At 71.1% G+C, this 24,095-nt stretch carries 20 protein-coding genes and 1 pseudogene; 6 read left to right on the top strand and 15 right to left on the bottom strand.

Annotated elements, in window-relative coordinates; genetic code table 11:
• Positions 1-220 precede the first annotated feature (220 nt).
• From Q2K21_RS08040 to Q2K21_RS08030, 3 genes are all read right to left on the bottom strand, one after another.
• Positions 221-3,922: an AAA family ATPase gene (locus Q2K21_RS08040; protein WP_310767916.1), complete on the bottom strand. Its 3,702-nt coding sequence runs from the start codon at positions 3,920-3,922 to the stop codon at positions 221-223.
• A gap of 278 nt (positions 3,923-4,200) precedes the next feature.
• On the bottom strand, positions 4,201-4,404 hold the full coding sequence (locus Q2K21_RS08035) for a hypothetical protein (RefSeq protein ID WP_043444185.1): 204 nt from the start codon (positions 4,402-4,404) through the stop codon (positions 4,201-4,203).
• 380 nt (positions 4,405-4,784) lie between these two features.
• Complete coding sequence (locus Q2K21_RS08030; RefSeq protein WP_310767913.1) at positions 4,785-5,066, bottom strand: acylphosphatase; 282 nt, start codon at positions 5,064-5,066, stop codon at positions 4,785-4,787.
• Positions 5,067-5,208: 142 nt separating this feature from the next.
• On the opposite strand from Q2K21_RS08030, the gene Q2K21_RS08025 reads away from it, so the two are divergent.
• The gene (locus tag Q2K21_RS08025) at positions 5,209-6,153 is read left to right on the top strand and encodes a CAP domain-containing protein (protein WP_310767910.1); all 945 of its coding nucleotides are present in this window, start codon (positions 5,209-5,211) and stop codon (positions 6,151-6,153) included.
• Between the two features lie 20 nt (positions 6,154-6,173).
• Here Q2K21_RS08025 and Q2K21_RS08020 read toward each other — a convergent pair.
• Positions 6,174-6,482, bottom strand: a pseudogene (locus tag Q2K21_RS08020) (tyrosine-type recombinase/integrase); the annotation flags it as partial.
• Between the two features lie 174 nt (positions 6,483-6,656).
• On the opposite strand from Q2K21_RS08020, the gene Q2K21_RS08015 reads away from it, so the two are divergent.
• The gene (locus tag Q2K21_RS08015; RefSeq protein ID WP_067376493.1) at positions 6,657-7,340 is read left to right on the top strand and encodes an alpha/beta fold hydrolase; all 684 of its coding nucleotides are present in this window, start codon (positions 6,657-6,659) and stop codon (positions 7,338-7,340) included.
• 171 nt (positions 7,341-7,511) lie between these two features.
• Here the strand turns inward: Q2K21_RS08015 and Q2K21_RS08010 are convergent, their stop codons facing one another.
• Positions 7,512-7,727, bottom strand: a complete 216-nt coding sequence (locus Q2K21_RS08010) for a hypothetical protein (protein ID WP_310767903.1) — start codon at positions 7,725-7,727, stop codon at positions 7,512-7,514.
• 285 nt (positions 7,728-8,012) lie between these two features.
• Positions 8,013-8,597 (bottom strand): flavodoxin family protein, encoded by a 585-nt coding sequence (locus tag Q2K21_RS08005; RefSeq protein WP_310767900.1) that lies wholly within the window; start codon positions 8,595-8,597, stop codon positions 8,013-8,015.
• Positions 8,598-8,730: 133 nt separating this feature from the next.
• Between Q2K21_RS08005 and Q2K21_RS08000 the strand changes: the two genes are divergently transcribed.
• Positions 8,731-9,132, top strand: coding sequence for a winged helix-turn-helix transcriptional regulator (locus tag Q2K21_RS08000; protein ID WP_310767897.1), 402 nt, complete (start codon positions 8,731-8,733; stop codon positions 9,130-9,132).
• Here Q2K21_RS08000 and mutM read toward each other — a convergent pair.
• The 8 genes from mutM to recG all read right to left on the bottom strand — a co-directional run bounded on the left by mutM (position 9,105) and on the right by recG (position 16,842).
• The gene (gene mutM / locus Q2K21_RS07995; RefSeq protein ID WP_310767894.1) at positions 9,105-9,965 is read right to left on the bottom strand and encodes a bifunctional DNA-formamidopyrimidine glycosylase/DNA-(apurinic or apyrimidinic site) lyase; all 861 of its coding nucleotides are present in this window, start codon (positions 9,963-9,965) and stop codon (positions 9,105-9,107) included. The two genes, Q2K21_RS08000 and mutM, sit on opposite strands and share 28 nt — an antisense overlap.
• A 387-nt stretch (positions 9,966-10,352) precedes the next feature.
• Positions 10,353-11,186, bottom strand: coding sequence for a ribonuclease III (rnc, locus tag Q2K21_RS07990; RefSeq protein WP_310767891.1), 834 nt, complete (start codon positions 11,184-11,186; stop codon positions 10,353-10,355).
• Between the two features lie 19 nt (positions 11,187-11,205).
• Positions 11,206-11,379: a 50S ribosomal protein L32 gene (gene rpmF, locus Q2K21_RS07985; RefSeq protein WP_003951102.1), complete on the bottom strand. Its 174-nt coding sequence runs from the start codon at positions 11,377-11,379 to the stop codon at positions 11,206-11,208.
• A gap of 2 nt (positions 11,380-11,381) precedes the next feature.
• Positions 11,382-12,026, bottom strand: a complete 645-nt coding sequence (locus Q2K21_RS07980) for a YceD family protein (protein WP_310767769.1) — start codon at positions 12,024-12,026, stop codon at positions 11,382-11,384.
• A gap of 164 nt (positions 12,027-12,190) precedes the next feature.
• Positions 12,191-13,261 (bottom strand): ATP synthase F0 subunit B, encoded by a 1,071-nt coding sequence (locus tag Q2K21_RS07975; RefSeq protein ID WP_310767767.1) that lies wholly within the window; start codon positions 13,259-13,261, stop codon positions 12,191-12,193.
• A gap of 121 nt (positions 13,262-13,382) precedes the next feature.
• Positions 13,383-13,862, bottom strand: a complete 480-nt coding sequence (coaD, locus tag Q2K21_RS07970) for a pantetheine-phosphate adenylyltransferase (protein WP_310780698.1) — start codon at positions 13,860-13,862, stop codon at positions 13,383-13,385.
• Between the two features lie 26 nt (positions 13,863-13,888).
• Positions 13,889-14,509 carry a 16S rRNA (guanine(966)-N(2))-methyltransferase RsmD gene (gene rsmD / locus Q2K21_RS07965; RefSeq protein WP_310780696.1) on the bottom strand — a complete coding sequence of 207 codons (621 nt, stop codon included), beginning with the start codon at positions 14,507-14,509 and terminating at the stop codon, positions 13,889-13,891.
• 128 nt (positions 14,510-14,637) lie between these two features.
• Entirely contained in the window at positions 14,638-16,842 is a 2,205-nt protein-coding gene (gene recG / locus Q2K21_RS07960; RefSeq protein WP_310767764.1) for an ATP-dependent DNA helicase RecG, read from the bottom strand.
• Between the two features lie 170 nt (positions 16,843-17,012).
• Here recG and Q2K21_RS07955 point away from each other — a divergent pair, with 170 nt between their 5' ends.
• On the top strand, positions 17,013-18,860 hold the full coding sequence (locus tag Q2K21_RS07955) for an HSP90 family protein (protein WP_310780694.1): 1,848 nt from the start codon (positions 17,013-17,015) through the stop codon (positions 18,858-18,860).
• On the top strand, positions 18,857-21,766 hold the full coding sequence (locus Q2K21_RS07950; RefSeq protein WP_310767761.1) for a tetratricopeptide repeat protein: 2,910 nt from the start codon (positions 18,857-18,859) through the stop codon (positions 21,764-21,766). The genes Q2K21_RS07955 and Q2K21_RS07950 overlap by 4 nt, the downstream gene beginning before the upstream one ends.
• Before the next feature lie 50 nt (positions 21,767-21,816).
• On the opposite strand, the gene Q2K21_RS07945 is transcribed toward Q2K21_RS07950, so the two are convergent.
• On the bottom strand, positions 21,817-23,589 hold the full coding sequence (locus tag Q2K21_RS07945) for a DAK2 domain-containing protein (protein WP_310767758.1): 1,773 nt from the start codon (positions 23,587-23,589) through the stop codon (positions 21,817-21,819).
• A 314-nt stretch (positions 23,590-23,903) separates the two neighbouring features.
• Here Q2K21_RS07945 and rpmB point away from each other — a divergent pair, with 314 nt between their 5' ends.
• The gene (gene rpmB, locus Q2K21_RS07940; protein ID WP_003993230.1) at positions 23,904-24,089 is read left to right on the top strand and encodes a 50S ribosomal protein L28; all 186 of its coding nucleotides are present in this window, start codon (positions 23,904-23,906) and stop codon (positions 24,087-24,089) included.
• Positions 24,090-24,095 lie beyond the last annotated feature (6 nt).

The following is a 24,095-nucleotide window of genomic DNA, read 5'->3' as shown; positions in this document are numbered from 1 at the left end:
TGAAACTCCTCGGGCCACCGGCAACACTGCCGGATGGGGGGCGATCCCTCTCAAGTAGCGATACCTGAAGGTAAAAGCAACGCAGCAGACCCTATGCCTTCAAGTTTCGAAGTCAACGGGCCTTGAGTGTGAGCTTCGAGGCACGGCGTGCAGGAATTTCGTTCAAGAAGTGAAGTCACCGAGAAAGTTGCAGGTGGCGACCGGTGTACGTAGCACGCATCTAGCGAAGTCGCTGGGAGATGACCTTCGACACACCGTCGCCCTGCATGGAGACGCCGTACAGCGCGTCGGCGACCTCCATCGTCCGCTTCTGGTGCGTGATCACGATCAGCTGCGAGGCCTCCTGCAGCTCCTGCATGATGCGGATCAGCCGCTGGAGGTTGGTGTCGTCGAGTGCCGCCTCGACCTCGTCCATGACGTAGAACGGACTGGGACGCGCCTTGAAGATCGACACAAGCAGCGCGACGGCGGTCAGCGACCGCTCACCGCCGGAGAGCAGGGAGAGCCGCTTGACCTTCTTGCCCGGGGGCCGCGCCTCGACGTCGACGCCCGTGGTGAGCATGTTGTCCGGGTCGGTGAGGATCAGCCGCCCCTCGCCGCCCGGGAACAGCCGGCTGAAGACGCCCTCGAACTCGCGCGCCGTGTCCCGGTACGCCTCGGTGAAGACCTGCTCGACGCGCTCGTCGACCTCCTTCACCACCTGAAGCAGGTCGGCACGGGTCTTCTTCAGGTCCTCCAGCTGCTCGCTGAGGAACTTGTGCCGTTCCTCCAGCGCCGCGAACTCCTCCAGGGCGAGCGGGTTGACCTTGCCGAGCTGCTGGTAGGCCCGCTCGGCGGCCTTGAGCCGCTTCTCCTGCTCCGCGCGGACGAACGGCTTCGGCTGGTTGCGCGGGTGATCCGGGTCCTCGGGCAGCTCCTCGCCCTCGGCCGGCGGGGAGGGCGGTACGAGCTGGTCGGGGCCGTAGTCGGCGATCAGCCCCGCCGGTTCGACACCGAGTTCCTCCAGCGCCTTGGTCTCCAGCTGCTCGATGCGCAGCCGTTTCTCGGCGCCGAGCACCTCTCCGCGGTGGACCGAGTCCGTGAGCTTGTCGAGCTCGGCCTTGAGGTCGCGGCCCGCGGTGCGGGCCGCTCCGAGTTCCTGTTCGCGTCGGGCCCGGGCGGCCTCGGCGGCGGTGCGCTCCTCGTCCGCCCTGCCCAGCGACACCTCGACATGGGCGAGGAGCTGCCGGGCACCGGAGGCGACGGCCTCGGCGACGGCGGCCTCGTGCCGCAGCCGGGCCCGCCGCTGCTCGGCACGCGCGCGTGCCTCGCGTTCGGCGCGGGCGCCCCGGTCGAGGGCATCGGCCCGGCCGGCCAGGCCCTTGACCCGCTCCTCGTGCGTACGGACCTGGAGGCGGGCCTCCATCTCGGTCTGCCGCGCGTTGGCCCCGTCGGCGGCGAGCCGGTCGCGCACGGAGGTGTCGGGCTCCTCCTCGACCGGCATCTCCTCGGCGACGGCGAGCCGCTCGGCGAGTTCCTCGACCTCCTGAAGTGCCTTCTCCAGTGCCTCCTGCGCACGCGCTGCGGCGGCGGTGGAGCGCTCGGCCTCCCCGGCGGCGCCGCGCGCCTGCCCCGCCAGCCGCCCCAGCTGCTGGGCGACCGCGGACTTCTCCCGCTCGGCAGCCCGCCGCCGCTCCCCCAGCTCCTCCACGAGCGCGGCACACTCCTTGCGGCGCTCCCCCGCCAGCCGCTGGGCCTGAGCCAACTCCTCGCACCGTACGGCGAGTTCTTCCAGCTCCGCGGCGGCCTCGTCGACGGAGGCCTGCACTTCGAGCAGGCTCGGCGCCCCGGCGGACCCGCCGTGCGCGAAGTGCGCCCCGAGGAGATCGCCCTCGGCGGTGACGGCGGTCAGGTCGGGCCGCGCGTAGACCAGTTCCTCGGCGTCCTCAAGGGTGCCGACGACGACGATGCCGCGCAGCAGCCGCCGTACGGCGGGCATCAGCTCGGCGGGGCCATGGACGAGGTCGGCCGCGAAGGGAAGCCCGCCGGAACGGGACCCCCCGTCCGCGGGCTCGCCGGCAAACACATCAGCATGGGAAGCGCCGAGGGCGTGGGGCTGCCCGGCTCGCACGTCCCCGAACCCGCCGACGGCGTCCGCGGGAAGCGCCGGGCCCGGTCGGGCGACCGAGTCGGGGGTGTGCGGCTCGCCGGCCGGTTCCTCCGGTGCGCCCGCCAGCAGCAGCGCCGCCCGTCCCGCGTCCTGCTTGCGCAGCAGACGGATGGCCTCGGCCGCCGAGGCCGGTGTGTTGACCGCGACGGCGTCCGCGGCCGCGCCGAAGGCCGCCGCGAGCGGGACTTCGTAGCCCGGGGTCACCGACAGCAGCTCGGCCGCCGGGCCCAGGAGACCGGAGAGGGCGCCCCTCGCACCGAGCAGCGCGCCCGTGCCGTCCTTGCGGCGCAGGCCCAGGGCGAGGGCCTCGTGCCGGGCCGCGACCGCCGCGCGCTTGCGCTCGGCCGCGGTGGCCGCCTCGCGGGCCGCCGCCAGAGCCGCCTCCGCCTCGGCGAGGGCCCGCTTCGCCGCCTCGTGCCGCTCCGTCAGGTCCGCGTCACCCGCGTCCAGACCGTCGACCTCGGACTTGAGCGCCTCGTACTCCTCCTGGGCGGCGACGGCACGTTCCTGCGCCTCGTCTCGGGCGGCGGCGAGCCGGTCGATCTCGGCCTGGGCGGAGGCCGCGCGCGAACGGGCCGCGCCCACCTGCCCGTTCAGCCGGGCCAGGCCCTCGCGGCGGTCGGCGATGGCGCGGGCCGCGTCCTTCAGGCGCCGCTCCTCGATCGCCAGTTCGCGTTCCAGCTCGGCCCGGTGCGCGACGGTGTCCTCCAGCGCGCGCTCGGCCGCCTCCAGGGCGGCCTCCAGTTCGGCCTCCTGCTCACGGATCCGCGCGGCCTCACGCTCCATGTCCTCGGGGTCGCGTCCACGCCGTTCCTCCGAGGGCTGAGAGGTGGCGCTCTTGACGCGCGCGTCGGCCAGCGAGATCGTGCCGCGCACCCGCTCCGCGAGCTGCGACAGCTCGTACCAGGTCTGCTGCGCCCGCTGGAGACGGGGCGTCAGCTGCCGTACCTCGTCCTCCAGGAGTGCCTCGCGCTGCAACGCCTTCTTCAGCTCGGCCTCGGCGGTCTCCTTGCGCTGCTTGAGCGCGGCCTCGTCCGCGACCTCGGACTTGAGCGCTTCCCGCAGCCGTACGAGATCGTCGGCGAGCAGCCGCAGGCGCGCGTCCCGGAGGTCGGCCTGGATCACGGCGGCCCGGCGGGCGACCGCCGCCTGCCGTCCCAGCGGCTTGAGTTGGCGGCGCAGTTCGTCGGTCAGGTCCTGGACGCGGGCGAGGTTCGCCTGCATGGCGTCCAGTTTCCTGAGCGCCTTCTCCTTGCGCTTGCGGTGCTTGAGCACACCCGCGGCCTCTTCGATGAAGGCGCGGCGGCCCATGGGATCGGCGTGCAGCACGGAGTCGAGCTGGCCCTGGCCGACGATCACATGCATCTCACGGCCGATGCCAGAGTCGGACAGGAGTTCCTGGATGTCGAGGAGGCGGCAGGTGTCGCCGTTGATCTGGTACTCGCTGCCGCCGTTGCGGAACATGATCCGCGTGATGGTGACCTCGGCGTACTCGATCGGGAGGGCCCCGTCGGAGTTGTCGATGGTGAGGGACACCTCGGCGCGGCCGAGCGGCGGGCGCCCGGTGGTGCCGGCGAAGATGACGTCCTCCATCTTGCCGCCGCGCAGCGACTTGGCCCCCTGCTCGCCCATGACCCAGCTGAGCGCGTCCACGACGTTGGACTTGCCCGAGCCGTTCGGCCCCACGACGCACGTGATCCCCGGCTCGAACCGGAGCGTGGTCGCCGAGGCGAACGACTTGAACCCGCGGAGGGTCAGGGCCTTGAGGTGCACGCCGCTGGACTCTACCTTCCGCCGGTATCTCACTCCATGAACCCTGGCAACCCCACGGTTTCACCCATGAACGTGCAGGGCACACCATCCGTTAAAGAGACTGAAAGGGTGCGCGGGCAACCATCGCGGGGCGACAAGCGCGGCGCGGCAGACGCCGGGCAGGAAACGCGGGGCAAGAAAGAAGGGACGCCGAGGCGTCCCTTGCAACTCTGACAACCGAGCGGTTGATACGGGCAGCCAACCACTGCGTGTGCTGTTGTCGTGTAGCGGTGCAGTGATCAGGTGAGCGCAGGCTCCGCCTGGTGTGCGTCGATGCTCTCCATGATCCTGTCGTGAGAAGCGGCAGCCGTCAGCGCGTCGTTCTCCGCCTGGATCCGTACGAGCTCGGATTCGAGCTCCTGGACGCGCTGCTGGAGCCGTCGCATCTCGGCGAGGAGTCGCGGGTCGGAGCCGCCGACGTAACCGAGAAGCGCCTTTGCCATGATGGATGGTCCTCCACACTGAGTGACCGACCGAAGCGGTGTGGGTCGTGAGGGATTCGCACCCGCGGTGCTTGGCACTCTTGAGTTTGTGCTGCCGTTCTTACATGCCAAACAGCTAAGGTGCGCGGGGCTTTCAGCGTCTCACCAAAAAGTTTGACGGTCAACACGATCACACCCCGTATTGGCGGGCAGCCCGCGTGCGCGCGGCCCTCGAAGGGCGGCACTGCGACTCCTGCGGACCCCTGAGGGCGTGGAGATCATCCTTATCTGCGGAGCCTGCCACGACCAGCGCTTCTTGGCAACCACCAGGCCCTTTCTGCTTCGGGCAGGTGCCAGTGGCATGTCCCTCCGCTTCCGCGGGGCGGTCCGCCGGACCCGACTCAGCGGATCGCGAAGCCGTCGTAGCCACCGCGGGGCGTGTCCCAAATCTCAGTGACTCCGTCCACACGCCCGGGTGTGTCGTCGCCCTGGAGCCAGTCCAGCAGGCCCTCGCAGCCCTCCCGCGAGCCTTCGGCGACCACCTGGACGCGCCCGTCGTCCAAATTGAGAGCAAAACCACTCAGGCCGCCGATCTCCAGCGCCTTGGCTCGCGTGAACCAGCGGAAACCCACACCTTGGACACGCCCGCGCACCCACGCGACGAGCCGAGCATCGTCGTTCATGGCTGCACGCTAACTGGCCAATGTCACACCAGGCACTTCGTCCCCCAGCGCCATGCGGTACCGTCCCGGTCCAGATAAATCTCATGTGAAACTCACTCGTTCGGGTGAGGGGCGCTGACCGCAAGATCAGGAAGGCCAGCAGATGGGACGCCACCGACGCTCCGCCGCCGGACGTGCGGCCTCAGGCCGCGCCGGGGGGGTCACACAGAAGCAGGAGATCCCCACGGAGCGCTACGGCCCGGAAAACCTCTACGGCTTCGCCGCGGTCCTGGAGGCCGAGCGGCTCGCGACCCGCTCGCACCGCAAGGCGAAGGCCGCGACGCCGGTACGCACGGGCCTGCTGGGCGTCTCCGCGGCCGTCGCGCTGGGCACGGTGGCGGTCGCCACCGGGGTGCTGCCCGGTGGCAAACAGTTCTCGGTGAGCGGCAACTCCGGCAGCGCGCAGGCCGGGGGCACCACCCCGTCGGGCTTCGCGACCGAGCAGGGGGGCGCGAGCGGCCCCGCGAACGACCGTGGCTCCGAGTCCACGAGCCGTAACTCCGACCGCTCCTCCGCGCCGGCCGCGGTCCCCTCGGCCTCGGCGTCCCCGGCGACGCCGACGCGGACCGCCTCGCCGAAGCCGTCCCCGACGAAGTCGGCGACGGCCGCGCCGCCGGCGAAGAAGGCCCCGAAGAAGCCGAAGACCACCCCGTCGGTGACCGTGCCCGGCGAGGCCTCGGCCGAGGTCCAGGTGCTCAAGCTCGTGAACGAGGAGCGGGCCAAGGTGGGCTGCAGCCCTCTGAAACAGAGCAGCCCCCTGCGGAAGCTGGCGGAGGCGTTCAGCCAGGACATGGCCGCGCGGAACTTCTTCGACCACACCGACCCCAGCGGCAACGACCCCTGGGACCGTGCGGCCGCGCTCGGCATAAGGAGCCTGGGCGGCGAGAACATCGCCCGCGGCCAGACGACCGCCGAGGCCGTGATGGATGCCTGGATGAACAGCCCCGGCCACCGGGCGAACATACTGAACTGCGACTTCAAGACGCTGGGTGTCGGCGTGCACTTCGGGTCCGGTGGGCCCTGGTGGACGCAGGACTTCGGTTACTGAGATAGCCGCAGGTCAGACGGCTATGCACCCTCCTGGGCCGTGTCCGGGCCGTCAACCGTGGGTTCCTCGTCCCCGAAGACGCGATCCACGGCGGCCCGGGTCCGGGTCCCGCTCGACGGCATCAGGTGCGTGTACGTCCGCAGCGTGAAACCCGGGTCGTGGTGGCCCAGGTACTCGCTCAGGGCCTTGATGCTCTCCCCCGCGTCCAGCAGCACCGAAGCGTAGAAGTGCCGCAGCGCGTGCATGCCGTTGTCCCGACCGGTCTTGACGCCTGCGGCCCCAAGCGCCGGCCGCCATACGCGGTCGTTGAAGCGATTCCGGTCCAGCGGCAGAACCACGAACGACGCCAACGGCCGCGTGCCGAGATACGGGATCGCGTGCAGCCGCGCCTGGACCTCGTGTCGGGCGAGCGGCACCTGTAGTTCCCACCTACGGTGAACAAAGAGGATCAAACGAAGTGGATCTCCGCTGCAGGTAGCGACGTAGCGACAGGGGAGGCACTCATGGCCGGAAAAGCCAGCATCGTGCTGGCCCACGGCTTGTGGGCCGATGGCTCGTGCTTCGCAAAGCTCATCCCCGCACTCCAGGCCGAGGGTCGCGAGGTCTTCGCGTCGCAGCATGGGCTTGACTCGCTCGCAGGCGACGTCGACTGCGTAACCCGCGCGATCAACCACGTGCCCGGCCCGGTCGTGCTCGTGGGCCACTCCTACGGCGGCACGCTGATCACCAAGGCGGGCGTGCACGACCGGGTGGGCGCTCTTGTGTACATCTGCGCGCTTGCCCCGGACGACGACGAGACCTCGCAGCAGCACCTGGCCGCGTTTCCCAGCTCGCCGGTTTTCGAGCACCTTGAGGTCGCCGACAACCGCATCTACCTCAAGGAGTCGGGTATCGGCGACTTCTGCGGCGACCTGCCGCTGGAGGAACAAAAGCTCGTGCTGGCGACCGCTAACCCGCCGATCGCGGACCTCTTCGACCAGCAGGTACCCGGCAATGCCTGGCGAGCGAAGCCGAGCTGGTACATCGTGGGCACCCAGGACCGCACGGTGAACCCGGACCGGGAGCGCGCTTCCGCCGAACGGATGAAGGCCACGACCGTCAGCCTCGACAGCAGCCACGTCCCGATGCTCTCCCAGCCCAACGCTGTCCTCGAGGTCATCCGCAACGCTGCGAAGACCCTGGAGTAGGGCCGAGGACCGCGGGGCACGCCGCCTTTGGGCATCCGTGCGCGTCGCCGCCGGCCTGCTGCAGTCTCCACCCGAGAGTCTTGCGTGGGTCGGCACAGTCCCTGCGACTCTCCCGGCTACGCTCGCGCGGGAGCGCCCCGCGGCGCGTGGCTGCGGGGCGCCTTGTGGGGTTTAGTCGACCGCCTGGCCGTCGTACTTGCCGCCCACGCAGGGGTTGCCCGGCAAGTCGATCCGGGGCACTCCGCCGCCCTCCCTGCACTCCGTAGGGCTGACGACGGATGGGGCACCCTTTGCGGTGGCGGCGGTGGCGGTGGCGGCGCCTGTGAGGCCGAGTCCGGCGAGGGCTGCCGTGGCGATGACGGCGGCGAGGATTCGTCGAATGCTCATTCGGTTCCCCTTTCACGGATTACCTCGATTGGGGCACTAGCCAGCTTGAGCTTCGCCCATGCGGGTGGCACATCATGTTGCGCCATTCGGGTGACATGGCTGTCAGGAGCGGGGCCGCTGCCGCCCAAGGCGGAGGGGTGCCCGCCCTCACTCCCAGGTACCAAGCGACCATCGGTCAGGCGACCGCAGGTCGGAGACCCGGCGCGTCACTTCTTCGGTTACTGACGCGCTTCGTACGGGTGGCGTGCCCCCGGCCGGGGACTCCGGTCGGGGGCACGGCCATGCCTACGCCGCCGCGCGGCCCAGCCCGAACTGCCTCGCCGTCTCCGCGACGCGGCGGCCGAGGTGCCGGGCCGTCGCCGCGTCGGCCTTGTGGACGGCCTCCGGGCCCTCGTCGACGTTCGTCTGCGCGGCGGCACCGAGGAAGACGCCGAGCCGGTTGAGGTCGTACTCGGAGCCGGCGCTGTTGTTCCAGCCCGGGTGCAGACCGAGATTGACCCAGTTCATGCCGTGCTGTGCGGCCAGGATCTGGAAGAACTGGAGGGTGTGCAGCTTGTCACCGCTCTTGGATCCGGAGTTGGTGAAGCCGGCGGCCAGCTTGTCCTTCCAGTCCTGCCCGAACCAGCGCTTCGACGAGGCCTCGGCGAAGACATGGAAGGCGCCGGACGCGGTGCCCATGTAGGTCGGTGAACCGAAGACGATCGCGTCCGAGGCGTCCAGGATCGCCCACTGCTCGTCGGTGATCTCGTCGACCTTGATGAGGTGCACCTGGGCGCCGGCCTCCACGGCGCCGTCCCGTACGGCCTCGGCGAGGACGGTGGTGTGGCCGTAGCCGGAGTGGTAGGCGATGGAGACAACAGGGGCGGTCATGGTGACGTACTCCTTGGAAGCATGAACGGGAGCCGCGAGGAAGGAGCAGCTCACCAGCGATGAAAAAAGGAAAGCACTAACTTTCGGTTAGTGCAACCTGTTGGTTAGCGCTGTGTTCGGCTACGCTTGTGTCATGAACAGCACGCAACAGCTCACGGAGGACCAGAACCTCCCCTACAACGTGTTCGCCAAGGCCTGTCCCTCGCGGGGCACGCTGGAGCACGTCACGGGACGCTGGGGCACGCTCACGCTGGGAGCCCTGCACGAGGGGCCCTTCCGCTTCAACGAGCTGCGCCGCCGTGTCGACGGCGTGAGCGAGAAGATGCTGTCCCAGACCCTGCACGCGCTGGAGCGTGACGGTCTGGTGCACCGCGAGGCACAGCCGACGAATCCGCCCCGCGTGGACTACGAACTGACTCCCCTGGGCCGCGAGGTCGCCGAGCGCCTCCTGGCCCTCATCCACTTCGTGGAGGGGCGGATGGACGACGTGCTGGAAGCACGCCGGTCCTACGAAGAAACGCGCGGCACCCGCTGACACCTCGGGCAGAAGTAGCTGGACCGGTTCATCCAGGGGCGGCGGCGCATCGGTGTGGCGCAGCGCCGGCAGGGCAGTCCTTCGCGGCCGTACGCGTCCAGTGACCGGTCGAAGTAGCCCGACTCTCCGTTGACGTTGACATAGAGACTGTCGAAGCTGGTGCCGCCGACAGCGAGCGCGGCATTCATCACCTCCCGGACATGGCCGAGGAGTTCGGTCGTACGCGGGCGCGTGAAGTTCGCGGTCGGCCGCTCGTAGTGGATACGGGCACGCCAAAGGGCCTCGTCCGCGTAGATGTTGCCGACGCCGCTGATCAAAGACTGATCGAGCAGGGCCCGTTTGATGGTCGTGCGCTTGCGCCGCAGTGCCCGGTGGAAGGCCTCGTCGTCGAAGAGCGGGTCGAGGGGGTCGCGGGCGATGTGCGCGATCACGTCGGGCAGGCCGTCGGGCGTGGTGTCGTGCAGCGAGAGGCCGCCGAAGGTGCGCTGGTCGACGAAGCGGAGCTCGGTACCGAGGGCGTCGTCGAAGCGCAGGCGGATACGCAGGTGCTTCTCGTCCGGGGTGTCGTACGGCTGGACGAGAAGCTGGCCGCTCATGCCGAGGTGGGCCAGGGTCGCCGTACCCATGGTCTCCACCGGGATCCAGAGGTATTTGCCGCGGCGGCTCGGGGTACCGAGGCGCTGCCCCTTCAGCCGGTGCGCGAAGTCCTCGCCACCCGCGGTGTGCCGGCGGACGGCACGCGGATGCAGCACCTCGACGTCGGCGACGGTCCGGTGGGCGACCCAGCGCTCCAGGCCACGCCGCACGACTTCGACCTCGGGCAGCTCGGGCACGGGACTCCTCCGGAAGGGGGAACGAGGGGGGGCGATGTCCGCAGGGTACCTCTTGAACAAAGCGGCTCGACGAGCGCCTTCCGGCCTCGGCGGAGGGAACGGCGGCAGGCCGGGCGGAAGCAGGGCACCACTTTCGGGCGCGGCCCCCGCACCCCGCTCCCGGAACTCCGACCGCACTGACGAATCCCCGGCCACACCCAGCGGCCCGAGCCGGAGGAGACCCGGAGCCGTGGGGCCGAGCAGCAGCCAGAGAAAACCCGGCGCCGTAGGGCCGAGCGGCAGGCGGAGAAGGCCCGGCGCCGGCGCGGCGCGCGCGCCTCATGCGACGGACCCCGCCGCGGCGCTGTCGCCGGGGCGGGGTCCGTTTCGAAGGATGTGCCGGAGGATTCAGGCCGTGGCCGTGTCGCTCGCCGCGGCGGAGGCCTTGGTGTCGGTGATCCCGTCGGGGGACCCCGCCTCGGCAGCCGCCTTCGCGCGCTCGTCCGCTGCTGCGCGGATGGAGCGCCAGGCCGACTCCGCGGCCTGCTGCTCCGCCTCCTTCTTGCTGCGGCCGGTGCCGGTGCCGTACGAGACGCCTCCGACGCGGGCGGCAGCAGTAAAGGTCTTCTCGTGGTCCGGGCCGGTCTCCGTGACCAGGTACTCGGGCACACCGAGCCCCTCGGTCGCGGTCAGCTCCTGGAGGCTGGTCTTCCAGTCCAGGCCGGCACCGAGATTCGAGGACTTCTCGATCAACGGGTCGAACAGGCGGTGCACCAGCTCCCCCGCCGAGTCCAGCCCCTGGTCGAGATAGACAGCGCCGATCACCGCTTCAAGGGTGTCGGCAAGAATGGACGCCTTGTCCCGGCCGCCCGTGCCCTCCTCGCCCCGGCCGAGCCGGATGAAGGAGCCGAGGTCGAGCCCGCGGCCCACCTCCGCCAGCGCACGCGAGTTGACCACCGCGGCCCGCAGCTTGGCCAGCTGGCCTTCGGGCAGGTCGGGGTGGGTGCGGTACAGCGTGTCGGTGACGACGAGGCCGAGGACGGAGTCCCCCAGGAACTCCAGGCGCTCGTTCGTCGGCAGACCGCCGTTCTCGTACGCGTACGAACGGTGGGTCAGCGCGCGCACCAGAAGGGCGGACTCGACCTTGTAGCCGAGCCGCCCTTCCAGAAGCGTGTGGGACGAGGCTGTGTTGTCCGCCGAACCACCCCCGCTACGGCGAGGACTGTTTTTGGCGTCAGACATCAGCACTCTCACCAGCCGATCAGACCTCGAGGACCTGGCGCTTGTTGTAGGTGCCGCACGACGGGCACGCGATGTGCTGCTGCTTGGGCTCGTGGCAGCGCTCGCACGCAACCAGGGTGGGGACCGCAGCCTTCCACTGCGACCGGCGGTGGCGCGTGTTGCTGCGCGACATCTTCCGCTTCGGAACAGCCACGGCTACTTCTCCTGCTTCTCGTCGACGCCCGCTTCGGCGCCGCTCATCTCGTCCTTCTCGCCGTCTCCGAGTGAACCGGCGAGTCCCTGCAGTGCCGCCCAACGGATGTCGACGGCGTCATGGTGGTGGTCCGGGTCGTCCGCGAGGCGTGCTCCGCACTCGGAGCACAGACCAGGGCAGTCTTCCTGGCACACCGGCTGCATCGGCAGTGCGAGCACCACCGCATCGCGCAGCACTGGTTCGAGGTCGAACAGGCCGTCCTCGAGAAAGAGCCTGTCCTCGTCTTCCTCGGCGTCGTCGGCCGGTTCCGCTTTGACACGGCCCCGGTCGTCGGCGTCAGGGTACGAGAACATCTCCTGGAAGTCCGCTTCGAGCTCCTGCTCCAGCGGCTCCAGACACCTTACGCACTCCCCCTCGACCGATGCACGGGCGGTGCCTGTGACGAGCACCCCTTCCATGACCGACTCGAGTCGGAGTTCGAGCTCCACCGGGGCGCCTTCCGGCACTCCGATGACTCCCTGGATACCGAAGTCCCTGGGAGCGTCGACCGTGCGGGTCAGGCGCTGGAGCGCACCAGGACGCCGACCCAGCTCGTGCGTGTCGAACACGAGGGGGTTCCGGTGGTCGAGGCGGGCGTTCAGGGCCATTCCTGCTTTCGATCTTCGAGTTCTGAGGGGACGCCTACCCGTGGTGTTCCGGGCAGCGCTGATCGCGAAGGGTACGCGCGACCGAAGAGCCAGGATACTGGACCTTTCGCTCTCAGCCCAATCCGGTGCGCTCGGGGCGCTCCGGACCCGCGTACCCGGCACGCTCAGTGACCGCCGCGCCCCTGTTCGTAGGCTCGCAGCTGCTCGGCGCTGATCATGGTCGTGTCGAAGAGGCTTGTCTCGTCCAGCGCGTTGTCCTGGGCGTACCCCTGGTGCCCGCCCTGTCCCTGGTCGTACGCGGCCTGCTGGTCGTACGTCTGCGCCTGCGGGTAGGCGGCGTACGGGTCGGCCTGCTGGTAGCCGTAGGGGTCCTGCTGGGCGTACGCCTGCTGGTAGCCGTACTGGTCGGTCTGCTGATAGCCGTAGGGGTCCTGCTGCTGCGCGTAGGCCGGCTCAGTCTGCTGGGCCGGGATCGCGGGTGCCCGGGCAGGGGCCGCGGGCGTCCGGTCCGGGGTGTCGGCCAGGGCCGCGAGGTCGGCGAGGTAGTCAGCGTCGCTGGAGTGCTGGACGGTCGTCATGTCGTCGGCGAGGGCGCCCAGGTCGTCGGTGGCGATACGGCCGTGCAGCTTCTGCCGGCCCTTGCCGACGGCCTCCAGGGTCTTGGCGAGGACGGCCTCGAAGGCACCGAGCTTGGCGTCCACGTACGCGTCGGCGTCGCGGCGCAGGGTCTCGGGGTCGTGACTGCGCTCGGGGGCGTCCTCGTCCTCGTACCCCTGCTCGTCGAGGCCGGGACCGGTGCCGAGGAGCTTCTCGCGGCCGCGGCCGACCGAGCCGAGGGTCTTGGTGAGGACGACCTCGAAGTTGGCGAGCTTGGAGTCGACGTAGTCGTCGGCCTCGGCGCGGACCTCCTCGGCCTCCTGACGGGCCTCGGTGAGGATGCGGTCGGCCTCGTTCTGGGAGCGGCGGGCGACCTCCGTGTCGGAGATCAGGGAGCCGCGTTCGGCGTGCGCGGTCTCGATGATCCGCTCGGCCTCCTGGCGGGCCCGCTCGACCATCTGCTCACGGTCGCCGATCAGCTCCTGGGCCTGGGCCAGGGAGTCGGGCAGCGCCGCGCGCACCTCCTCCAGCATCGAGAGCAGCTCGGCGCGGTTGACCACGCACGAGGCCGACATGGGCATGCCCCGGGCGCCGGAGACCATCGCCACGATCTCGTCGAGCTTCTTCTGCACGTCCACCGTGTGCTCGCCACTCTCTACAGCTGTGTTGGAGACGGACGGGTCGACTGTACGACCACTCCCGCCCCGACCGACACCGGGTGACGGCCTGTCAGGTTCCGAGGGGCCGGCCGCGGCCCGCTCAGTCCTTCCTGAGGCGCTGGTCGAGGGCCTCCAGAACGACCGGGGGCACCAGGTGGGAGACGTCTCCACCCCAGGCGGCGACCTCCTTGACGAGCGAGGAGGACAGGAAGCTGTAGGTGGGATTGGTAGGCACGAAGAGGGTCTCCACACCCGAGAGGCCGTTGTTCATCTGGGCCATCTGCAGCTCGTAGTCGAAGTCGCTGACGGCGCGCAGGCCCTTGACGATCGCGGGGATGTCACGCTGCTTGCAGAAGTCGACCAGCAGGCCGTGGAAGGCCTCCACCTCCACGTTCCCGAACTCGGCGGTGACCTGGCGGATCAGATCGATCCGCTCGTCGATCTCGAACAGGCCCTTCTTGGACTTGTTGATCATCACCGCGACGTACACCTCGTCGTACAGCTTGGAGGCGCGGGCAATGATGTCGAGGTGTCCGTTGGTGATCGGGTCGAACGACCCGGGACAGACGGCGCGGCGCACTTGTGATCCCTCGCTCTCCGGTCCGGTCATCGTGCGTCTTCGCACGTAGAGGCGGCGCGACCGTACCAAAACGTCCCTTCGCCGTAACGACGGGCCCGGATCGCGTCGAAGCCGTCCGGCCACCGGAATTCTCCGCCTCTGGTGCTGCGCTCCACGGTGACGAGGGCGTCGGCCGCGAGCCAGCCCCCCGTCCGGAGTGTGAGCAGAATCTCGCGAAGATCCTCGTCGGAAACCGCGTACGGGGGGTCCAGGAAGACGATGTCGTACGGGTCCGACGGCGCCGGTGTCCGGATGATCTGTTCCGCTTTGCCCGCCCTGACTTCGGCGCCGGGCAGACCGAGTGTCCGGACGTTCTCACGGACGGTCCGGACGGCCCGGGCGTCGGCCTCGACGAGGAGGATGTGGCCGGCCCCGCGGGACAGGGCCTCCAGGCCGACGGCGCCCGAGCCGGCGTACAGGTCGAGGACCCGCTCGCCGTCCAGCGGGCCGCCGAGGAGGGACTGCCAGGTGGAGAAGAGGCCCTCGCGCGCCCGGTCGGAGGTGGGGCGGGTGCCGGTTCCCGGCGGGACGGCCAGTCGGCGTCCGCCGGCTGCGCCGGCGATCACGCGGGTCATCTCGGATCCTTGGTCGTGGGGATGGTTACGGATCCAGTTTGGCAGGCGAGGGCCGAGGAGTGGCTTTGTCTCGTGCGCGGCTGCGGATTCGGGGGGTGCTCGCGCCCATGCCGCGGAGCCGCGTGCCGACACGGCCCCGCGCCCCTTTCGGGGCGCTGTCCTCAGCCCTTTTCCAGGTACTGCTCCCGCTCGTCGTCCAGCAGCGCCTCCAAGGCCGTGCGCAGGCCGGGCAGTCGCTCCAGGTCGGGGTCGGCGGCCACCACCGCCGCCGCCTCCTCGCGGGCCTCGGCGATGATCTCCTCGTCCTCGATGACCGCCAGCATGCGCAGCGAGGAACGGACGCCGGACTGGGCCTGGCCGAGCACGTCGCCCTCGCGGCGCTGTTCGAGGTCGATGCGGGAGAGTTCGAAGCCGTCGAGGGTGGACGCCACCGCGTTCAGGCGCTGGCGGGCCGCGCTCGCCTCCGGCATCTCGGTGACCAGGAGGCACAGCCCCGGCGCCGAGCCCCGGCCGACCCGGCCACGCAGCTGGTGGAGCTGTGAGACCCCGAAGCGGTCGGCGTCCATGATCACCATCGCCGTGGCGTTCGGGACGTTGACGCCCACCTCGATGACCGTCGTCGCGACCAGGACGTCCGTCTCCCCGGCGGCGAACCGGCGCATCACCGCGTCCTTGTCGTCGGGGTGCATTCGCCCGTGCAGCACCTCGACCCGGAGTCCCTGCAACGGCCCCTTGGCGAGTTGGTCGGCGATATCGAGAACAGCGAGCGGGGGCCGCTTCTCCGCCTCGTCCTCGGGCGACTTCTTCGCCTTCTTCGGATCGTCCTCCTCATCGCCGATGCGGGGGCACACGACGTACGCCTGATGCCCGCCCTCGACCTCCTCGCGCACACGCTCCCAGGCGCGCGCCAGGAAGTGCGGTTTGTCGGCGGCCGGCACCACATGGCTGGCGATCGGCGAACGCCCGGCCGGGAGCTGGTCGAGAACGGAGGTCTCCAGGTCGCCGAATACGGTCATGGCGACGGTCCGGGGAATCGGCGTGGCGGTCATCACCAGCAGGTGCGGCGGCTGCTTGCCCTTGCCGCGCAGCGCGTCCCGCTGCTCCACCCCGAACCGGTGCTGCTCGTCGACCACGACAAGGCCGAGGTCATGGAACTGCACCTTGTCCTCGATCAGCGCATGGGTGCCGATCACGATCCCGGCCTCCCCGGTGACGAGATCGAGCAGCGCCTGCCGCCGCGCCGCCGCCCCCATGGACCCCGTGAGCAGCACCACCTTGGTGGCCTGCTCGGCCCCGCCCAGCATCCCTCCCTCGGCCAGCTCCCCCATCATCTCGACGACGGACCGGTGGTGCTGCTGGGCGAGCACTTCGGTGGGCGCGAGCATGGCGGCCTGCCCGCCGGCGTCCACGACGGCGAGCATGGCGCGCAGGGCCACCATGGTTTTTCCACTTCCGACCTCTCCCTGGAGCAGCCGGTGCATCGGATGCTCGGTCGCCAGGTCGTCGAAGATCTCCTTCGAGACCTTCTGCTGGCCTTCGGTGAGGGTGAAGGGGAGGCGGTCGTCGAAGGCCGTCAGCAGGCCGTCCGGCTTGGGCTTCCGGGCGATCGCCTGGAGTTGGGTGTCCGCGTGGCGGCGGCGGGCCAGAGCGACTTGGAGGACGAAGGCCTCGTCCCACTTGAGCCGGGAGCGGGCGTCGGCGATGTCCGCCTTCGTGTGCGGGCGGTGGATCTTGAGGAGAGCCTCGGGAAGGGAGACCAGACCGCGGCCGTCGCGGAGGGAGTCCGGCAGGGGGTCGATCGCCTCCTGGGCGCTCGGCAGCACCGTCTGCACCGCCTTGGCGATCTTCCAGGACTCCAGCTTGGCCGTGGCGGGGTAGAGGGGGATCAGGGCGCCCGCCCAGCTGTCCACCGTCTCGGACACATCCTCGCCGCGCAGCAACTCGTATGCCGGATGGGCGAGTTGGAGTTTGCGGTTGAAGACGGAGACCTTGCCCGCGAACAGCGCGCGGGTGCCCGGCAGGAGTTCCTTGTGGGGCTTGTGCACGCCGTTGCCGAAGAAGACCAGTTGGAGGCGGCCGCTGCCGTCGGTGATCGTGACCTCCAGACGCTGGCCCTTGCCGCGAGGGGCCTTGGCCGAGGCGAAGGTGTGCAGACGGGCGTCGGCGACCTGGGCGACCACCGTGACGTGCTCGTCCATGGGCAGGTCGGCGAGGTGGGTGAGCTGACCGCGCTCCTCGTATCTGCGCGGGTAATGGTGGAGCAGGTCTCCGACGGTGTGCAGGCCGAGGTGCTCGGCCATCACCTTCGCGGTGGCGGGGCCGAGCACCTTCTTCAGTGGTTCTTCCAGTGCGGGCACGAGATCCATTGCACACCACGCCACTGACAATGCCGTATACGTCTTGGAAATCCGCTGGTCAGGCCGGTCGTTCGGGGCCTAGGATGGCGCATTCCTCCGGCTCGCCTCCGCGGTCACCGCCCCACCGGGACCGCCCGACCCCGCGCCGTCGACCGGCCCCCACCCGCGGCGCAGTGACGATGGACTCCCAGACCTCGCAGTCATCACAGGCACCACAGTCACCTCATTCACCTCATACGTTCCAGGTCGACCTGCGCGGTCTCGTGGACCTGCTCTCCCATCATCTCTACTCCAGCCCCAAGGTCTATCTGCGCGAGCTGCTGCAGAACGCCGTGGACGCGATCACCGCGCGCCGGGCCGAGCAGCCGGACGCGCCCGCCACGGTCCGGCTGTATGCGGACGGCGGCGCCCTCCGTGTCGAGGACTCGGGTGTCGGGCTCACCGAGTCCGACGTGCACAGCCTCCTCGCCACCATCGGACGCAGTTCGAAGCGGGCCGACGGCCTCCAGGAGGCACGCTCCGACTTCCTGGGGCAGTTCGGCATCGGGCTGCTGGCCTGTTTCGTCGTCGCCGAGCGCATCCGGGTCGTCAGCCGCAGCGCCCGTACGCCGGACGCGGCGCCCGTGGAGTGGACGGCGGCCGACGACGGCTCGTACGTCGTACGGACGTTGCCGCACGATGCCCGTCCGGAACCCGGCACCACCGTGCACCTGGTGGCGCGTCCCGGCGCCGCCGACTGGCTCTCCGCGGACCGGGTGCGCTCCCTGGCGCGGGACTTCGGGTCGCTGCTGCCGTACGACGTCAGGGTCGGCGACGAGGCGATCACGGACCTGCCGGCGCCCTGGGACCGCGCGTACCCCTCCCCCACCACCCGAAGGGTGGCCCTGGCGCGCCACTGTCACGACCTGTTCGGTTTCACCCCGCTGGACACGATCGACCTGGACGTGCCGCTCGCCGGGATCCGGGGCGTGGCGTACGTACTGCCGACCGCGGTCAGCCCGGCCCAGCGCGCGAGCCACCGTGTGCACCTGAAGGGCATGCTGCTGACCGAGCGTGCCGAACAGCTGCTGCCCGACTGGGCGTTCTTCGTGCGCTGTGTGCTCGACACGGACAGTCTGCGGCCCACGGCGTCGCGCGAGTCGCTGTACGAGGACGAGACCCTGGGGGCCGTGCGCGAGGCCCTCGGGGAGCGCATCCGGTCGTGGCTGACGGGGCTCGCGGCCGGTGACCCCGAGCGTCTCGCCGCCTTCCTGTCCGTGCACTACCTGGGCGTGAAGTCGCTCGCTCGGCACGACAAGGAGATGCTGCGCACCATGCTGCCGTGGCTGCCCTTCGAGACGACGGACGGGCGGCTGTCCCTGGAGGAGTTCGCGCAGCGGCATCCGGTCGTGCACTTCACGCGGACCGTGGAGGAGTACCGTCAGGTCGCGCCGATCGCCTCCGCGCAAGGTGTCGGTGTGGTCAACGGCGGCTACACGTACGACAGCGAGCTGGTGGAGGCGCTGCCGTCGGTGCGCCCGGGGACGGTGGTCGCGGAACTGGACGCGGACACCGTGACCGCGCATCTGGACGCGGTCGACCCGGCGGAGGAGCTGGCGTTGTCGGCCTTCCTGGGGGCCGCGCGCGCCAAACTGGACCCCCTGGGCTGCGACGTCGTGCTCCGGGCGTTCCATCCGCTGTCCGTGCCCGCGCTGCACCTGGACGACCGGGCGGCCCGTCACGAGCAGGCGCGCGCGGAGGCCGAGGAGCAGGCCGACGATCTGTGGGCGGGGATCCTGGGCTCGCTGCGGGGCAGCGCGCCCCGTGCGCGCCTCGTCCTCAACCACCTCAACCCGCTGATCCGAAGGATCAGCTCCCTGGACGACCCGGAGCTGATCGGCACCGCCACCGAGTCCCTCTACGGTCAGGCCCTGCTGATGGCGCAGCGCCCCCTGAGGCCCGCCGACTCCGCGCTGCTGAACCGCGCGTTCATCGGGCTCCTGGAATGGGCCACGCATCCCAACTCCCCGGAGGGAGGCCACCGATGAGCCAGGTCATGGACTTCGACTCACTGCGCCAGGCGATGGCGGAAAACTACGAGCAGCCGGAGGGGCCGGCGCGCAACGCGCGCGCGGAGCAGCTGCTCGTGGAGGCGGAGAAGCTGAACATCCCGCTGGCCGTGATCGAGGCGCTCGGGCACCAGCTGAAGGTCTACAACTACAGCTCCGAGAAGGACAAGGTGTTCGTCCCGTTCGCGCGTCTGCTGCGCATGTGGGACGAGCGCCCTGAGGACTTCGACGAGTACGAGGCCCATTCGCTGTTCTGGGTCTTCAAGTGGATGTCGTCGGGCATGCTGGGTCAGCCGCACATCCGGCTCGACGTCATGGAGAAGTGGCTCGGCGAGATGGAGCGCCGCTACCGGCTGGCCGGGCACTCCGAACGGGCGGTGCGCAGCGCCGAGTTCAGCGTCGCCGCGCACATCGGGGACCTGGAACGCGCCGAGCGGGCGTACGGGGCATGGCTGGCCGCCGACCGGGACAGCATGGCCGACTGCCACGCGTGCGAGCTGCACGACCAGGGGTGGTGGCAGGCGCACAAGGGCGAGGACGAGCAGGCGCTTCAGCTGTGGCGGCCGGTCCTTGAGGGCGAGTACGTGTGCGCGCACGAGCCGCACGCGGTGCTGGCCTCCTCCCTGCTGCCGCTGCTGCGTCTGGGCCGCCTGGACGAGGCGCGGGCCCACCACCTGCGCGGCTTCCGGCTGGTACGGGCCATGGAGAGCATGCGCGGCTCGTACGCGGACCACGTGGAGTTCTGCGCGCTGACCGGCAACGAGGCACGCGGCCTCGAACTCCTGGCCGAGCGGCCGACGTACTTCACCGACTCCGGGGAGCCGCGCAGCAAGCTGGACTTCCTGGCGGTGGTGGCGCTGTTGATGGACCGGCTGGTCGAGCTGGGATTCGGCGACCAGTCGGTGCCGGGCCCGGCGGGCCGGGAGTGGACCGCGCGCGAACTGGCCGCCCACGCGCGCGAGGAGGCGCTTGCGCTCGCCGCCCGCTTCGACACGCGCAACGGCACGCGGTACGTCGGTGAGCGCACCCGGGAGCGGATGGACCGCCGCCCGTTGGTGGACCGGCTCCCGCTGGGCGTGCGTACGGCGGCCCGTCCGGCGCCCGTGGCACCGCCGCCGGTCGCCCCGGTCCAGGAGCGAGACCTTCCGGCCCTGGTCGCCGAGGCCCGGCGCCTGAACGACGCTCTGCACCCGGACGCCATGAACGCGTGGGCCGCGGTGGCGCGCGCCGCGGAGGGCCAGGAGCTGGACCCCCGGGACCGCGCGGACCTCGTCGACCATGAGGCACTGAGCCGTGGCCCGGAGGGCGCCGAACTCTTCGAGCGGTCGGCCGAGTTGTATGCGGCGGCGGGCGACCCCGGGGAGGCGCTGGCGGCACGCGCGCGTGGAGCGTTCGTACGCGCGCTGACGGGCGACGCCGACGAGGCGCTGCAGACGGTCACCGGGCTGCGCGAGGAGGTGCTCGCCCTCTTCGAGGAGGGCGGGACCGGGGTGCGGCAGACGGCGTCCGTGCTCGTGGGACGGGCCCGCATCCTGATGCACCGGCTGCACGAGGACGACGACTCCACGGAGGCCGCCGAGGAGGCCGTGCGGGAACTGCTGGCGTTCGCCGAGCCGCACACGTCGCAGGTACGCCTCGCGTCCCGGGCGGCGGATGCGAAGGCGATGCTCGGGGAGCTGGCGGCGCGTGCCGGGGACGCTCAGGCCGCCACTGAGCTGCTGGCGCGGGCGGCCGAGGAGTACGTCGCGGCGGGACTTCCGTGGTTCGCGGTGGAACACGAGGCACAGCTGGCCGGGATGGCGCGGCAGCTGGGCGACGCGGAGGTGGCGCAGCGGGCGGCCCGCGCGGCGCTGGAGCACGGCCAGGGGCATCTGGAGCCGGTCGGGCAGGCGCAGCTTCACCTCCAGCTGGCGGAGGCGCTGGGTGCGTCGGGACAGCTCGATCAGGCCGCCGAGCACGCCTTGGAGGCGGCGCACTGGGCCGACGAGGCGGGCGAGGGCCCCACGCTGGGCGCGTGGGCGCGGCACCAGCTGGGCGGTTTCCTGCTCCAGCAGGGGCGTTTCGCCGAGGCGGCCGAGGTGCTGGAGTCGGCGTTGCCCGATCTGACCACCGAGACGCACGGCGACGGGGCGATCGTGCAGACGCAGTGGTGGCTCGGCGACTGCCATACGGAGCTGGGCGAGCACCGCGCGGCGGCGGAGCGGTGGCTGCGGGCCGCGGAGATCGCCCGGCACTGGCCGGAGCAGCGCGACCACGCGATGCTGGCCCACCTGGCCGCGGAGGCGCTGGGCCGCGCGGACCTGCCGGCGGAGGCGGACCGTGCGTATGCCCGCGCCGGGGACCTGTGGCGGGAGCTGGGCAACACGCACGGCCTGGTGCGTGCCCTGCGTGCCCGGGCGTGGCTCGCGGCCGGTGGGGACGCGGGCCTGGACACAGCGCGGAAGCTGATGGCGGAGGCGGTGGGAGAGTGCGCGTCGGCGGCGGCCTCCACCGCGGACGACGACGCCCGTGACCGGCTGGTCATGGAGCTCGGCCACACCCACCGCCAGTGCGGCGAGTTGATCGCACGGTCGGTCGGCGACGACGCGGACGCGGAGACGCTGCGCACGGCCTACGAGGAGGCGTTGGCCCACGTCACGGAGGCCATCATGGTCTTCCAGTCCCTCGGCGCGGGCGGCCTCGATTTCCGTACCGGCGCGGAACTGGCCGCGGGCCGGCTGGAGGCCGACCTCCGCCGCCCGGCCGCGGCGTCGGCACGCGCGCGTGCGGTGCTGTCGGCGTTGTCCGCGTACGAGGATGCCGACGGCGACACGGAGACGGTCCGCACGCGGCGGGCGGAGGCGGAGCGGCTGCTGGAGCTGCTGGAGTCACACCCGGACCGGTGACAGTGCCGCCGGGTGCCCGCTGTGCGGGGCGCGGAGGTGGTGGTTCTGGCTCACTCCACGCCGATCAGCAGCAGCGGTCCCTGGCGGCCGCCCCGGTACACCACCGTGTCGACCGCCAGGTACGACTCGCGCACCCGGGACTCCAGGTGCGCCGCGATGGACTCCGGGGCCTCGTCGCCCAGGACCAGGGTGACCATCTCGCCGCCCGCCGCGAGCATGCGGTCCAGGACCGTCTCCGCCGCCGCCGTGACGTCCGAGCCGATCACCGCGACGTCGCCGTCGATCAGGCCGAGGACGTCGCCGGCCTGGCAGATGCCGGCCATGGTCCAGGACTGCCGTTCCGCGACCGCCACTTCGGCGTACCGTGTCGCGCCGGCCGCCGACGTCATGGCCACGACGTCCTCGTCGAAGCGCCGCTCCGGCTCGTGCACGGCCAGCGCAGCGATGCCCTGCACCGCGGACCGGGTCGGGATGAGCGCCACACGGACGCCCTCCGTGCGCGCCTGCTCGGCCGCGGCGGCCGCAGTGTGGCGCAGATCCGCGTCGTTCGGCAGCAGCACCACCTCGCGCGCGTGCGCCCGCCGTACCGCCTCCACCAGTTCCCCGCTGGCCGGCGGCTCCCCGGCCCGGGCGAGCACAGTGGTCGCCCCGGCCTCCTGGTACAGCCCGGCCAGGCCCTCCCCCGGCACCACGGCCACCACCGCCCGCTGGGCCCGCTCGCGCGGCGGCCGTCCGGCGCCGCCGGTGTGTACATCACCGGCGGCGAAGTGGGTGATCCGGATCCGGTACGGGCGCCCGGCCTCGACGCCCGCCTCGACGGCGGCACCCGCGTCGTCGACGTGCACGTGGACGTTCCACAGCCCGTCCCCGCCGACCACGACGAGCGAGTCCCCCAGCACGTCGAGCCGCTCCCGCAGCCGGGCCACGGCCGCGTCGTCGGCCTCCAGGAGATAGATCACCTCGTACGCGGGCCCGGCCCCGTCCACCGCACCGTCCACGCACTCCTGGGCCGCGGGGGTCGTCTCCCGGGGCGTGGCCGCGGTCCTCTGGTGTGCGATGGCCGTCTCTCGGGCCACGGCCGTCGTGACGCCGTGCAGGCGCGCGTGCGGAGCCCCTCCCGAGCCGTCGACCGCGACCGCTGCCTCAACGGTCGCCCGCGGCGCCTCTCCCGTGAAGGTCTCCACCAGCGCCGCGAGCACCGCCACCAGCCCCCGGCCGCCCGCGTCGACCACACCGGCGCGCTCCAGGACGGCCAGCTGCCCGGGTGTCGCCGCCAGGGCCGCCCGCGCCCCCTCGTACGCCGCCCGCGCGACCGACCCACAGTCGCCCTCGGCGCCGGTGACCGCGTCCGCGGCGGCCGAGGCCACGCTCAGGACGGTGCCCTCCACGGGATGTGCGACGGCCTCGCGCGCGGAGTCCGCGGCCCGCCGGAGAGCGAGCCGCAGTCCCTGCGCGTCGGTGTGGGCGGTCTCACCGTCGGCGGCGAGCACCTGGGCCATGCCCCGCAGCAACTGCGCCAGGATCGTCCCGGAGTTTCCGCGCGCCCCGATGAGCGCGCCGTGCGCCATGGCCCGGACGGCGTCCGCGAGCGTCGGCCGCCGCGCGCCGGTCACGGCGCCCGTCTCGTACCCGGCGAAGACCGCCTCGACGGCCGCGGCTGCCGACTCCACGGTCAGATAGAGATTCGTGCCGGTGTCCCCGTCGGCCACGGGATAGACGTTGATCGCGTCGATCTCCTCGCGCGCCCGCCCCAGCGCCTGAAGCGCGAGACCGCACCAGGTGCGCACCGCGAGAGCATCCAATGGCTGCGGCACCTGCGCCACCTGCGCCTCCTTGAACTGCTGGACGTGTGACGCAGCGTAGACCCAGAGCGGGTCCGGTCAGGAAGAGGGCGGGGCGGGCGCCCGGCGGGAAACCTTGGCGTGCGGGCTGCGAAGGCCGGAGCGAGGCCCGGGGGCCGGAGCGAGGCCCGGGGCGGCCATGGTAGTTTCGTTGTACGGACGCAGCCGTTGTATGCTGCTCCGGTTGCCCGATCCAGGTCGGGCTTTCCCCCTGGCAACGCCACTCAGATCCTATGATCTCGATTCCGGCATGCCGGGATCAACCGTAAGTGCATCTGAAGTCTTTGGAGTGACCCGTGGCTGCCAACTGCGACGTCTGCGGCAAGGGGCCGGGCTTCGGCAACAACATCTCGCACTCGCACCGCCGTACGTCCCGCCGCTGGAACCCGAACATCCAGCGTGTGCGTACCGTGGTGGGCGGGACGCCGAAGCGCGTGAACGCTTGCACCTCGTGCATCAAGGCCGGCAAGGTCTCGCGCTGACGTCCA

This window comes from Streptomyces sp. CGMCC 4.7035, assembly GCF_031583065.1.
GTDB lineage: Bacteria > Actinomycetota > Actinomycetes > Streptomycetales > Streptomycetaceae > Streptomyces > Streptomyces yaanensis.
The sequence above is the reverse complement of the archived record's forward strand: the minus strand, read 5'-3'. Positions and strand labels throughout refer to the sequence as shown.